Source organism: Arcobacter peruensis, from assembly GCF_003711085.1.
Taxonomy (GTDB): Bacteria; Campylobacterota; Campylobacteria; order Campylobacterales; family Arcobacteraceae; genus Poseidonibacter; species Poseidonibacter parvus.
Genome location: NZ_CP032363.1, coordinates 2,778,382 through 2,795,163 on the forward strand (window position 1 = coordinate 2,778,382; position 16,782 = coordinate 2,795,163).

Below are 16,782 nucleotides of genomic sequence, written 5' to 3' on the forward strand. Positions count from 1 at the left end.
GTGGCAACTAAAGATTCTAAGTTTGTTAAATATTTAAACAAAAAAGTAGCAATAAAAGGTAAACCTGAAAACGGCGACAATATAGCCGTTTATGTAAGGCCTGGAGATAAAATTGATTTTGAATTATTAGGGTTTGATTTAGAAAACGCTAATTTTAAATTAGTAGGAGGAGATATTGTATTAGAAATACCAGATGCTGGTTCTTATACTTTTGTATCAATGGCTTTAATGGCCTATGGTGATACACCTCCATCATTTTTAACAGGAGGCAAAACAATTTCTTTATCAAATATTCTATCAAATATTGATGAAGTAAATGCCCTACCTATAACTTCTGTTGCTACAAATGAATTTATTAATATCCCTGACGCCACATCAGATGAAGAAAAAAAGAATAAAACTACAGAAGAAAACGAAGATAAAGCCCCTCAAGTAATAGTTATAGAAAATGAATCAGTTGCCGAGAATGATTTTATTAGTGAAAGTATAAGTGAAAGTGAAAGTACAGGAGAATTTGATACACCAGCTGAAAATATCGATGTCGTAGAAGTCGAATTTACTTCAAATGATTCAGATAGCTCTTCAAGTTCTAGTTCTGAAGAATCAGTTATTGAAGGTGCAACTCCCACTTTAAGTTTTGATATTGATATTCAACATATAGGAATTTCTTCTGATACTTCAGTTTCAAACGCAGGTATTAAAACTCTTACAGTTGAAGGTGGTGGAGGTAGTGGATATAGTAATATTTATCCTGAAACAAATACTACTGTAGATAGAACTGAAATTATAAAACAAACAGATTCTGAACTTATTGATTATTCTACAGTAACAAGTATCCAAGCCTCAAGTGTTGTTATTAATGCAGATAATAGTGAATATTTTGATGAAAATACTATCGGTAGAACAATTACAATTAGTCCAGAACAGCCTGAAGGTTATGCAGTTGAATCAGTTACTTTAAGCGCTAGTGATAATATAGATGATTTTGTTGCAAATTATGGAACAGTTGAAAATAATCAATGGGTAATCCAAAAAGATAATCCTGATACAGATGAAATTGATGGGTTTACTTTTGATTCGGAAGGAAATATTCAAATTGAATTTTCTATGAATAGATCTCAAACTAATCCAAATCTTGAGATTAATATTCAAGCACAATCTGAATTTAATATTGATAATGTTTCAGAAGAAAATAAAGCAACTGTAGAAATTCCTGTTGAAACAACATTAGAATTTGAAAAAAGCTATGGAATAAATGTCAAAGAAGTTGGGAATATAAATGATCCTGATGAATATCTTTTTGAATCATTTACTAATTCAGAAGGTCAACTTGTAGAATCTGGTTTTGTAGTAACTACAAATATAAATGATAATATTATTTATGGATCAGAAACGGTTGAAAATACTATTAATGGTGGTTTTTCTAATGATACAGTTATATCAGGAATAGAAAATGACACAATTTATGGAAATTCTGGTGATGATATTATTACTTCAGGTCTTGGTGATGATACAGTTGATGGTGGAGTTGGAAATGATACTTTAGACTTTTCAACAATTGATGACCAAGATAACATAGGTATAGATGCTAATTTAATAAGTGGAACTGTAACAGGTGATGGAACAGATACTGTTTCTAATATTGAAAATATAACTGGAACACAAGATGATGATATCTTAACAGGAAACTCAGAAGTAAATATTTTAATTGGTGAATCTGGAGCTGATACTCTTTATGGTAATGAAGGTGATGATACATTAGAAGGTGGAGATTTTAATGATATATTAGAAGGTGGATTAGGAGAAGATTTACTTAAAGGTGATTCAGGAATAGATACAGTTTCTTATGAAAATGCAGTAAGTTCTGATAATAATGGTGTTGTAGTAACTTTAGAAGACGATCCTAATATTTCTGGATTAGGAAGTGCTACTGGAATTGATGGTACTGATGTTTTATGGGACTTTGAAAATGTTACAGGTTCTAACTATGATGACATTATTGAAGGTGATTCAAATGCCAATATTGTTAATGCTTTAGATGGTGATGATTTAATTATTGGGAATACTGGGAATGATACAATTGATGGAGGAGAAGGTACTGATACTGTAGATTTTTCGGATGCTTCTTCTGCTGAAGAAATTGATTTATCTATTAATCGTGCTAAAGGTGGAGATGGAATTGACAGACTTTACAATGTTGAAAATGTAATAGCTTCAAATTTTGATGATGAGATTATTGGAGACTCTAATAACAACGTTCTAGATGGTAATGAAGGAAATGACGTTATTGATGGAGCTGCAGGAGATGACACATTACTTGGTGGATTAGATGATGATACTTTAACTGGTGGATTAGGTGATGATACTATTGATGGTGGTGAAGGTGAAGATATTGCCAATTATAGTGATGCTTTAGGTGGAGTTGCTGTTTCTTTACTTGAACAAGAGGCTCAAGACACTGTAAATGCCGGTATTGATACTATTACAGGAATTGAAAATGTTATTGGTTCTGCATTTGATGATACACTTAGTGGTGATGTTAATGACAATACCTTATTAGGTGGAAGTGGAAATGATACTCTAACATCAAATGGAAGTAGTGTTCTTGGAAGTGACTACTTAGATGGTGGTTCTGGAAGTGATGATTTATTAACTTTTAAAGATGAAACAGAAAGTATTACGGTTGATTTAGATGATGATGAAGAACAAAATACTGGATTAGGAAATATTCAAATTAAGAATATTGAAAACTTAGAAGGTGGTTTAGGAAGTGATGTATTAACAGGTTCATCTTTAAAAGATAATGAATTATATGGACTTGCAGGTGATGATATTCTTTCAGGGCGTTCTGGTAATGATTCTTTATTTGGTGGTGAAGATTCTGATACTTTAATTGGTGGAGAAGGAAACGACCTTTTAGATGGGGAAGAAGGTATTGATACAGTTGATTATAGTGATTCAGATGCAGTTAAATTAATACTTGCTGATACTGGTTTAGAAGCTATTTCAACAATTGGAATTGAAGAAGATACTGTAAAAAATATAGAAAATATTACAGGATCTGAATATTCAGATACTTTTGGTGGAAATAATGAGGATAATATTCTTGATGGAAACCTTGGAGATGATACATTATTAGCAAGTGATGGAAGTGATACCTTAATAGGAAATACTGGAACTGATACTATTGATTATAGTCTAAGATCTAATTCTATTGATGTTACTTTAGATGAAAATAATTCATCAATATTAAAAGAATCTGGAATAGAAAAAGATACTATCTTTGAAGTTGAAAATGTAATAGGGTCGCAAGCTGATGATACAATTAGTGGAGATTCAAATAGTAATGTATTAAAAGGTCAAGAAGGTGATGATACTTTATCAGGTGGTAAAGGAAATGACTATATTGATGGTGGTGAAGGCAATGAAACAAAGGGTGATACAGTTGACTACTCTTATATAGATGAGGTATTAACAGATAGTAAGGGTGTTAATGTAGATTTATCAGCTAATAGTGGAATAGATTTAAATAATAATAACACAGATTATATTGAGAATATTGAAAATGTAATTGGTACTAAAAATGCAGATACAATCAGTGGTGATTCACAAGATAATATTTTAGATTCTGGATTTGGGAATGATACCTTAAAAGGTGGAGCAGGTGATGATACTTTCTTAGGTGGAGATGGAACAGATTCTGTAGATTATAGTGATGTTTCAGAAGATTTATATGTTGATTTAAAATCTTTAACGCCAACAGAAGTTGCAACTGGCCAAGGAACTGATACTTTTGATTCAATCGAAGGTGTAATTGGTGGTAGTGGAGATGATACTTTAATTGGTACAACAGATGCAAATATCATCAGTGCAGAAGCAGGTGATGATACACTAATTGGCTATGGAGGAGATGATACATTAGATGGTGGAACAGGTAACGATTTAGTTAGTTTTGGATTTACTTCAAATGATATTACTCTAGATTTATCTGACTCTAATTCTCAAACTAGTGGTATTGGTGAAATTGTTGTTACAAATGTTGAAAATATTGATGGTGGATTCGGTGATGATATTTTAACTGGTGATGATAATGATAATATTTTAAAAGGTGGATTTGGTTCAGATACTCTTATTGGAAATGGAGGAAATGATACTTTAGATGGAGGAAAAGACTCTCAATCTCATAGAGTAAATATTTCTAACACAGCTAGTACTTTCACTGTTGTTGTAGGAACAATAATTTTATCAACTACAAATGCAAGTGCCAATGATGAAACTGCAATGCTTGATGAAATACTTACTCAATTTAATGAAAATAATTTAGATGGAAGTTTAGGTTCTTTAGTTGTAGATGGAAATGAATTATTAATTCAATCAGAAGAAACAATATCTATTACAAATGGTACTGATACTGTTTCTAATTTTATTGATGTTGTTGATTACTCATCTTTATCAGATGAATCAATAGATGTTGATTTAACAAAAAATGAAGAACAAGTAAATCTTGAAGATGGTTCTAAAGATACATTAAATGATATTGAAAAAATTATAGCAACAAATCAAGATGATAATATTGTTGGAGATTCTAATGATAATATTTTTGAAGGTAGAGAAGGTGATGACACTTTAATTGGTGCTGCTGGGGATGATACTATTTTTGGAGAAGCTGGAAATGACATTATCGATGGTGGAGAAGGTAGTGATATATTAGATGGTGGAACTGGAAACGACACTTTTATCTCTTCACTAAATGATGGAATTGATACTATAGATGGTGGTGCTGATAATGATACTATTGATTATAGTACAGAAAATGATTCTGTTGTAGTAACTTTAGATAGTACAGCTCAAACAAGAGTTCAAATAGATGGCACTGATAATGATTATATAGAGAATATTGAAAATATTATATCAGGTAGCGGTGATGATATTTTAACAGGTGATAATAATGACAACACATTTGTTTCAAATGATGGAGATGATACTTTATCTGGTGGTTCAGGAAATGATTATCTAGATGGTGGAGATAACACAAGTGTAGGTGATAGTGTTGATTATACTTATATAAATAATGAAGCTACATATGACAAAGGTGTTAATGTAGATTTAGAAAATGAAACTGCAAATGATATGACGGATGGAACCTTAGTTGGTCTTGATATTCTTAAAGATATAGAAAATGTTACAGGTACTAAGAATGATGATTCAATAGTAGGTAATACATCAGATAATTCTCTTCATGGTGAAGCTGGAAATGATATTTTAGAAGGTGCGGAAGGTGATGACTTATTAGATGCTGGTTTAGGAGATGATACACTAAAAGGTGGAGCTGGAGATGATATATTAGATGGTGGTGATGGAATTGATACTGCTGATTTCTCTGATGCTAATGCCTCTGTAAATATTGATCTTTCTTCTACTTCTACAACTCCTATTTCTATAGGAGCAGGATTAGGAAATGATACTTTTATTTCAATTGAAGGTGCTATTGGTGGAAATTATAATGATAGTATTACTGGTACAGACGAAGCAAATACTTTAATAGGTAATGCCGGAGATGACACTTTAGCTGGAGGGGGAACAACTACTGGTTATGATTATCTAGATGGTGGAACTGGTGAGGATTTTGTAAGTTATAAAGATGAAACTGGTGATGTAAATATTAATTTAGGACTTACTTATACTGACACTGATAATGGACATTTATATAATGATGAAGATGGTTCAGTAGATACTTATCAAGATGCTGGTGCTGCTGGAAATATCCAAATTGTAAATATTGAAAATATTGAAACAGGCGCAGGAAATGACACTTTAATAGGTAATACTTCTTCAAATACACTTTTATCAGGAAGTGGAGATGATTGGCTAATAGGAAAAGCTCAAAGTAATGTCTTAGATGGAGAAAGTGGAATTGATACTGCCGATTATTCTCATATTACAAGTGGAGTAGGTCTTGTTGCCAATATGAATGCAGGGACTGATGGAAGTGATTTACTTGGTGAAGTTACTTACGAAGCAAATTTCGTTGATGATTTAAAAAATATTGAAAATATTAGAGCTACTAAAAATGATGATGAAATAATTGGTGATACTGATGATAATGTTGATAACTTATTTGAAGGTATGGCTGGTGCTGATACTATAGATGGTGGTTCTGGGAATGATACTTTATATGGTAATAACATTACTAATAATAATTCTTCAGATGATGGTGCTGATACTTTAAGTGGTGGATTAGGTGATGATAGTCTTTATGGACAAAGTGGGAATGACACTCTTATTGGAAATGAAGGAATTGACACACTAGATGGTGGAGCAGGAAGTGATACTGCTGATTACTCATACTTAAATACTCAAGCTAATGGTGTAACAGTTGATTTTAATTCATCAACAGCAAATGATAGTACAGATACAGATATATTAGTAAGTATAGAAAATGCAATAGGAAGTTTAAACAGCGATACTTTTATTATGAAAGAAGAAAATATTTCTAATACTGTTGATGGAAAAGCTGGAGTTGATACTGTTGATTATTCAAATTATACTGCTTCAACTGATATAACAGTTGATTTAAGTGACTCTTCTTCTCAGGAAATTACAAGTGGCGATAATGATACTCTATTAAATATTGAAAACTTAACAGCAGGGTTAGGTGATGATAAGATTACAGGTTCATCAGAAGATAATATATTAGATGGAAATGAAGGAAGTGATACTTTCTTTTCAAGTGATGGAGATGATACTATAAAAGGTGGAGTTGATGCAACTTCAAATGATATAGATTTAGTTGATTATTCAAATGAATCACAAAAAATTGTTCTTACTACAAATTCTGGGACAAATGAATATACTGTAAATAAACTTGCTTCAGGAAAAACAGATTCTTTATCAGAAATTGAAGAGGTTCAAGGTTCTGATTTTGCTGATACTATGACAGGTGATAGCCAAAAAGATGTATTTAAAGGTGGAAACTCTGATGATATATTAAGTGGTGCTGCAGGTGAAGATTCTTTATATGGTGAAGAAGGAAACGACACTTTAAGTGGTGGTTTAGGTAATGACATAATTGATGGTGGAGATAATACGGCAAGTGGAGATTATGTTGATTACTCTTCACGAACAGATGGTGTAAATATTGATCTATCTAATAGCCAAGCAATTGTTGATATAGATAATAATGATACTTTTGATGCAAATGATGAAATAGATAGTATTTTAAATATTGAAAATGCCAAAGGGTCTGAAGATAATGATGATATTAAAGGTTCTAGCTTAGTAAATACATTATATGGAAATACAGGAGATGATACACTTGATGGTGGAGCAGAAGATGATTATCTTCGAGGTGAAGATGGTGATGATACTTTAATAGGTGGAACTGGCTCGGATAACTTATATGGAGATGCAGGAGATGATACTTTTAAGTTTGGAAGTGTTGCTAATGAATCAAAAGATGATTTTATTGATGGTGGAGAAAGTAGTGAAATAAATGGTGATACTGTAGATTATAGTTCATTAACTTCTGCTATAAATGTAGATCTTGATGATACAGATTCTGTTTATGTTGAAGTTGGTTCTAGTAATGAAAACCATCAGATTAAAGATATTGAAAATATAATTGGTACTGATTTAGTTGATAGTATAACAGGAAATAGTGATAAAAATACTCTTGAGGGTAGAGATGGAAATGACGTTTTATCTGGAGAGTCTGGAAATGATGAACTTATTGGTGGAAGTGGAAATGATACACTAAAAGGTGGAAGTGGAGATGATGTACTAAAAGGTGGAAGTGGAACTGATACTGTTGACTATAGCGAAGCTAGTGAAGATTTAACTGTAGATATTTCTGATGGAATTAAGACTATTAGTGCTTCACAAGGTACAGATACTTTTGAATCAATTGAAGGAGTTATTGGTGGAAGTGGAGATGATGAACTAACTGGAAATAGTAGCGAAAATACACTAATTGGTAATGCAGGTGATGATACTTTAGATTCAGGTGGAACAACTAATTCTGGTGAAATTGATTATCTTGATGGTGGAGAGGGTAGTGATTTTATTAGTTTTAAAAATAACACAAATGATATTACTATTGATTTATCAAATTTAAATGAACAAAATACTGATAATGCTAATGGTAATGATTTAATAATCAAAGATATTGAGAATGCTGAAGGTGGAACAGGTGATGATAAGATTACAGGTAATAGCTCAGATAATATACTAAAAGGTGGAGAAGGTAACGATATCTTTGTAGGATCATTAGGGGATGATACCATAGATGGAGAAGGTCATAGCACAGGAGATAGTGTAGATTATTCAAAACTAACAGCAGGTGTAACAATAACAGCAACAGGAGCTAGTGCATATACTGTAGAAAAAGAAGATGGTACAGATAGTTTAACAAATATAGAAAATATAAACGCAACAGACTTTGATGATATATTATATGGTGATGCCTCAAGTAATACATTATATGGTGGAAATGGTGATGATTATATCGATGGAAAAGCAGGAGATGATTTTCTATATGGTGAAGCAGATGATGATATATTAATAGGTGGAGCAGGAAATGACCTGCTTGATGGTGGAACAGGGAATGATACAGCTGATTATAGTGATGCTTTAAGTGAAGGTGTAACAGTTGACTTAAATACAGCAGGCTACAATGATGGAAGTACAGGACAAATAGTAAGTACAGAGTTAGGAACAGATACATTAAACTCTATTGAAAATATAAAAGGTAGTGACTTTGCTGATGTGTTAACAGGTGACTCAAATGCAAATATTATTAATGCAGGATCAGGTGATGATGAAATCACAGGAAATGGTGGAGCAGATACTTTAAGTGGTGAAGATGGAGATGATACATTTAAAGGTGATGAATTCACAGATTCAAAAATAGATGGTGGCTCAAATACAAGTGTTGGAGATACAGTTGATTATTCAACATTAGGAGCAACAGAAAATATTAAAGTTACTCTAAATGATATAGGCTTTGCAGATGTTGAGATTAATGATACACAAGATCATGAAATTGCAAATATTGAAAATATTATAGCAGGATCAGGAGCTGATATTATTCAAGGGAATTCTTCTGATAATACACTTGATGGTAATGGTGGAGAAGATACTATTTCATTTGAAGACTCTACAAATAGTGTATATGTAAACCTAGGTAATGCAATATCTAATATAGATATAGATGGTGATAATGATGCAGATATAAGTGAAGATGATATAGATGCACAAACAGCAAGAGGATCTGATATTGGTACAGATACTTTATACGGCTTTGAAAATATATTAGGTGGAAATGCAGCAGATACACTAGTTGGAAATGAACAAGATAATATTATTGATGGTTCTTCTGGAGATGATATCCTCGTAGGTGGAGATGGATCAGATGCAATAATTGGTGGAAGTGGAAATAATACAGTTTCATATGCTACAGATAGTTCAGGGATAAATGTAAGTTTAGATCAAGGTAATGGAATAGATGGATATGGGAAAACAGATACATATACTGATATAGATAATGTATTAGGAAGCTCAGAAAATGATATTATAGAAGGTGATAGTAATGATAATATTCTAGATGGATCAGCTGGAATAGATACTTTAACTTATGAAAATTCAAATGCAGGTGTAACAGTAGATTTATCAATAACAACACAACAGAATACTGTAAATGAAGGCCTAGATACTATTAGTAATTTTGAGAACTTAACAGGTTCGGGTGGAAATGATTCATTAACAGGTGATGATAATGTAAATGTTATAACAGGAAATGTAGGTAACGATTATATAGAAGGAAAAGCTGGAGCAGATTTATTATATGGTGGAGTAGGTAATGATACTTTTATAATAAATGAAGGTGATGGAAATGATACTATTGATGGATATATTGATGGCCAAGATGATGGGAATACAGACGGAAGTTTAAATAGTGATACAGTAGATTTTTCTTCATTAAACTCAACAGTAACAGTAGATTTAGAAACAAATAATAATGCAGTAATTTCAGATGGAACAACAGTATCAATAGCAAATATAGAGAATATAATAGGTACAGATGGAAATGATGTATTAATAGGGAATGATGAGATAAATACCTTAACAGGTGGAACAGGTGATGATGAGATCACAGGTAATAGTGGAGCAGACAAACTTGAGGGTGATGAAGGAGATGACACTTTTAAAGGTAATGACTTTACAGGAGATGACATTGATGGTGGTACTGGAGAAGAATCTCTTGGGGATACTGTAAATTATCAAGATATTACATCTTCAGTAATTGTTGACTTAGAAGATAATGGTACAACTACAACTGTTCAAATTGGAAGTAATTCTACAGATCATACAATAACAAATATAGAAAATATTACTGGTGGAACAGGTGATGATAAGATTACAGGTAATAGCTCAGATAATATACTAAAAGGTGGAGAAGGTAACGATATCTTTGTAGGATCATTAGGGGATGATACCATAGATGGAGAAGGTCATAGCACAGGAGATAGTGTAGATTATTCAAAACTAACAGCAGGTGTAACAATAACAGCAACAGGAGCTAGTGCATATACTGTAGAAAAAGAAGATGGTACAGATAGTTTAACAAATATAGAAAATATAAACGCAACAGACTTTGATGATATATTATATGGTGATGCCTCAAGTAATACATTATATGGTGGAAATGGTGATGATTATATCGATGGAAAAGCAGGAGATGATTTTCTATATGGTGAAGCAGATGATGATATATTAATAGGTGGAGCAGGAAATGACCTGCTTGATGGTGGAACAGGGAATGATACAGCTGATTATAGTGATGCCTTAAGTGAAGGTGTAACAGTTGACTTAAATACAGCAGGCTATAATGATGGAAGTACAGGACAAATAGTAAGTACAGAGTTAGGAACAGATACATTAAACTCTATTGAAAATATAAAAGGTAGTGACTTTGCTGATGTGTTAACAGGTGACTCAAATGCAAATATTATTAATGCAGGATCAGGTGATGATGAAATCACAGGAAATGGTGGAGCAGATACTTTAAGTGGTGAAGATGGAGATGATACATTTAAAGGTGATGAATTCACAGATTCAAAAATAGATGGTGGCTCAAATACAAGTGTTGGAGATACAGTTGATTATTCAACATTAGGAGCAACAGAAAATATTAAAGTTACTCTAAATGATATAGGCTTTGCAGATGTTGAGATTAATGATACACAAGATCATGAAATTGCAAATATTGAAAATATTATAGCAGGATCAGGAGCTGATATTATTCAAGGGAATTCTTCTGATAATACACTTGATGGTAATGGTGGAGAAGATACTATTTCATTTGAAGACTCTACAAATAGTGTATATGTAAACCTAGGTAATACAATATCTAATATAGATATAGATGGTGATAATGATGCAGATATAAGTGAAGATGATATAGATGCACAAACAGCAAGAGGATCTGATATTGGTACAGATACTTTATACGGCTTTGAAAATATATTAGGTGGAAATGCAGCAGATACACTAGTTGGAAATGAACAAGATAATATTATTGATGGTTCTTCTGGAGATGATATCCTCGTAGGTGGAGATGGATCAGATGCAATAATTGGTGGAAGTGGAAATAATACAGTTTCATATGCTACAGATAGTTCAGGGATAAATGTAAGTTTAGATCAAGGTAATGGAATAGATGGATATGGGAAAACAGATACATATACTGATATAGATAATGTATTAGGAAGTTCAGAAAATGATATTATAGAAGGTGATAGTAATGATAATATTCTAGATGGATCAGCTGGAATAGATACTTTAACTTATGAAAATTCAAATGCAGGTGTAACAGTAGATTTATCAATAACAACACAACAGAATACTGTAAATGAAGGCCTAGATACTATTAGTAATTTTGAGAACTTAACAGGTTCGGGTGGAAATGATTCATTAACAGGTGATGATAATGTAAATGTTATAACAGGAAATGTAGGTAACGATTATATAGAAGGAAAAGCTGGAGCAGATTTATTATATGGTGGAGTAGGTAATGATACTTTTATAATAAATGAAGGTGATGGAAATGATACTATTGATGGATATATTGATGGCCAAGATGATGGGAATACAGACGGAAGTTTAAATAGTGATACAGTAGATTTTTCTTCATTAAACTCAACAGTAACAGTAGATTTAGAAACAAATAATAATGCAGTAATTTCAGATGGAACAACAGTATCAATAGCAAATATAGAGAATATAATAGGTACAGATGGGAATGATGTATTAATAGGGAATGATGAGATAAATACCTTAACAGGTGGAACAGGTGATGATGAGATCACAGGTAATAGTGGAGCAGACAAACTTGAGGGTGATGAAGGAGATGACACTTTTAAAGGTAATGACTTTACAGGAGATGACATTGATGGTGGTACTGGAGAAGAATCTCTTGGGGATACAATAGATTATACTAATTTAGTAACTACAAATATAAATGTAATTTTAGGTGAAAATGGTGCAAGAACTGATGTTACAGTTGGAAATCAAATTGCTGACCATTCAATAGCTAATATAGAAAATATTACTAGTAGTGATGTAGGAAATGACTCTATTATAGGAAACAGTTCTATTAATACTATAAAAGGTATGGGTGGAGATGACATTATTGATGGTGGAGATGGTGATGATAATTTAGATGGAGGAACTGGAAATAATACTTTAGAATTTAATGAAGTAAGTTCTGGTGTAAATGTAAATTTATCTGGGACTGATTACACATATAACACAACAACAATAGCATCAAATAGTGCTATATCTGTTTCAACAGATACTGATTTAGATGGTACAAATGATACAGATACTATTACAAATTTTAGTAATATTTCTGGTTCATTATATAAAGATATACTAATTGGTGATCTTAATTCTAATACTATAAATGGTGGCGATGATAGTGATACTATTGATGGACTAGATGGAAATGATAATCTTCAAGGTGGAGCAGGAAATGACTTATTCATTATGGGTGCTTCTGATGGCGATGATACTGTTGATGGTGGAAGTGGAAGTGGAGATACTATCTCTTACGAAAATAATGCATCAAATCAGGCTATTAACGTAACTTTAAATGCAGATACAAATGCCCAAGTAACAATTGCAAATGGGACTAATGATTCAAATATTAAAAATGTTGAAAATGTAATTGGTGGTGCTGGTAATGATATTGTTGATGGAGATATTTATAAAAATATTTTAACTGGAAATGATGGTGATGATCAGTTCTCAGGTAATGTAGGAAATGATACACTTTATGGAAATTCAGGAGAAGATACATTAAAAGGTGATTCAGGTGATGATGAATTATTTGGAGGAGCTGATGATGATTTACTACGAGGTGGAGATGATAATGATATCCTTTATGGTGGTGATTTAAGTAATATCGAAGCAGATGCGGATACAGGCGAAACTGGAACTGGAAATGATGAATTAAAAGGTGAATCAGGAGAAGATACTTTATACGGAAGAGATGGCGATGACATCTTAGAAGGTGGAGATGATAATGATGAACTTTATGGTGGAACTGGAGATGATGAGTTAAGTGGTGGAGATGGTGATGATATTATTGATGGTGGAGAAGGATCTGAAGTAGATGGAGATACCGTAGATTATTCTTCAAAAACAGGGTCTATTTACTTAGATGTAAATCTTATGAATCAAGATAGCTCAGGTTATGCAAGTGCTACTATTGGATCAGAAGAAGATAGTTTAAAAAATATAGAAAATATTACAGGAACAACAGGTGCTGATTATATTGGTGGAGATAATGACAACAATTTAATTGATGGTTTCCAAGGTGATGATACAATTGTTGGAGCAGGTGGAAGTGATACTTTAAAAGGTGGAGATGGAGATGATACTTTTAAAGCAGGACTTGATGATGATACAAGCACATTACAAGATAAAATACTTGAAGATGGAGATGATGGTGTTGATTATATTGTTGGTGGTGAAGGTCAAGAAGATGGCATTGGAGATACTGTTGATTACTCTGCTTTTGGAACAAGTCATAATATAAGTATTGATTTAAATGAAACACCTGATACAAATGGCTATGTTACTGTTAATGTTGCTAATACAAGTTCAAATGATTTATTAAAAGAAATAGAAAATATTACAGGTTCAAAAGGTGATGATATTATCAAAGGTGATGATGATAATAATATACTTGATGGAGATGAAGGTGATGATACTTTAAGTGGTGCCGATGGAATTGATACTATTAAAGGTGGTTTAGGACAAGATACAATTACTTTCATTGATTCTACTAATGCAGTAACTGTAGACTTAAGTGATACTGATGGAGATGGTTACGAAGTTTCAAATGATGGGTTTGGAAATAAAGATGATTTATCAAGTATAGAAATTGTAATTGGTTCTACACATGATGATAGTTTAACTGGTTCAAGTAATACTGATACTTTAATTGGTGACCTTGGTGATGACAAATTTTATGCAACTGCAGGAAGTGATGATATTTATGCAGGAAGTATTGATAGTAATGGAATTCATTCAGTAGAAAATGGTGAATATAATAAAGTATATTATGATAATGCTTCAAAAGTATATGTAGATTTAAGCACTACTCTTACAGATGCACAGGGAAATGTATATTCAGAAGCATTAAAATCAAATACAATTTTAGATGATGGTTTTACAAATCTTGAATCAACAGATCATTTATATGGAATGATAAATGTTGCAGGTTCTAGTAGTTTTGATACATTAATTGGTGATTCACAAGGAAATAAACTTGAAGGAAAAGCAGGAAATGATTTAATTCAAGGAAATGACGGTATAGATATTCTAGAAGGTGGTTCTGGAAATGATACTTTTATTGCAACGAGTGCAAGTGATGGGGCTGATATAATTTATGGAGCTTATGAAGAAAGTACTTCTTCTGATGGTAGTGATACAGTAGATTATAGTGCTTTATCTTCATCAAATCAAATTACTGCATCTCTTGAAGATGGGATTACTTCATCTAATATATTAGTTAACGACGGAGATACAGATTGGGTTACAAATATAGAAAATATAATTGCAACGCAAGGTGATGATAATGTTACTGGTAATAGCAGTTCAAATATATTAAGTGGACAAGCAGGAAATGATATATTAAGTGGACAAGCAGGAGATGACATTCTTTATGGTGAAATAGGTGATGATATTTTATCTGGAGGATTAGGTAATGATTCTCTTTATGGTGGAGATGAAGATGGGAATGATACTTCAACTTCTGATACTGTTACTTATGAAGATTCAGCAACAGCTGTAATTGTTAACTTAGAAGATGGTACAGCAACGGGTGAAGGTAGTGATACTTTAATTGGAATTGAAAATGCTATTGGTTCTGATCTTGATGATACTTTCAAATCAAAATTTGATACAGATAACTCTTTTGATGGTGGAGCACATAATTTAGGAGATACAGTTGATTATAGTGATTTAACTGTAAATGTCATAACAGAAGATAAAATCGTTTCAGATGGTTCAAGTGTTCAAGTATATCAAGGTGGAAATGTAACTGCAACTGATACTTTAATAGATATTGAGAATATTATAGCAACAGATGGAAATGATACATTAACTGGGGATAATAGTGACAATACTCTAAAGGGTTTAGATGGAGATGACTTATTAGAAGGTAAATCAGGAAATGACTATCTTGATGGTGGAACTGATGGTGAAACTAATGGTGATACTGCAAATTATTCATATTCTAATAGCTCAGTTACAGTTGATTTAGAAGCTGGAACTGGAATAGTAGATGCAAATGATAGTGATACTTTAGTAAATATAGAAAATGTAATTGGTTCAACACAAGCAGATAGTTTTAAAGGTGATAATGCAGTTTCAAATATTTTTAATGGGGGAACTACTAGTTTAGATGATGCTTTAAATTCAACAATTGGTGAGCATGCTAATGATGAAGATGATACAGTAAGTTATGAAGATTCTTCAAATGCAATAGTTGCGAATTTAGATACAAATCAAGTAGTAATAAATGGTTTAGTTACAGATTATTTATATAATATTGAACATGTAACTGGTAGTGATGAAGATGATGAGTTTACTGGAAATAGTGATGATAATTCACTTGTAGGTGGTTCTGGTAATGATACTTTCTATATCATCGATGTAGATAATGGGAATGATGTTATAGAAGGTGATACAAGTGCTGGTAATGATGGTTTAAGAGATACTATTGATTATAGTGCAATTTCTAATTCATATAATCTAAATGCAAATTTAATAGATAATACATTAGATATTAGAAATGCTAGTGATAATTCTCTTGCTGATAGTGATACTGTTAGAAATATAGAAGATATTACTGGAACAGCAGGTGAGGACACAATTAGAGGTAATTCTGATAAGAATATTCTAAGTGGTGCAGATGATACTGATACAATATATGGTGAAGCTGGTAATGATGAAATATATGGTGGTTCAAACACTGTTACAGACACTACAGAATATGAATTATTAGATGGTGGTTCAGGTAATGACACTATTTATGGTGGTTCTGGGAATGATTCTATTCTTGGTGCTGGAGACCTTGATACCTTATATGGTGAAGAAGGTAATGACCGTATAGAAGGTGGTTCAGGAGCTGACTCTATTTATGGTGGGATAGGAGTTGATACTATAAAAGGTGGAAGTGAAGCTGATATTATTCATGGAGATGATGAAGCACAT

At 32.3% G+C, this 16,782-nt stretch carries 1 protein-coding gene (only partly in view); it reads left to right on the forward strand.

Features of this window, described 5'->3' with window-relative positions; all coding sequences use genetic code 11:
• Positions 1–16,782, forward strand: partial view of a hypothetical protein gene (locus D3Z07_RS14380; protein WP_122894164.1) — the 5' end (the start) only. Its footprint extends 17,397 nt past the window's final position; the window shows 16,782 of its 34,179 coding nt (coding positions 1–16,782); the start codon lies at positions 1–3; its stop codon lies off the right edge, out of view.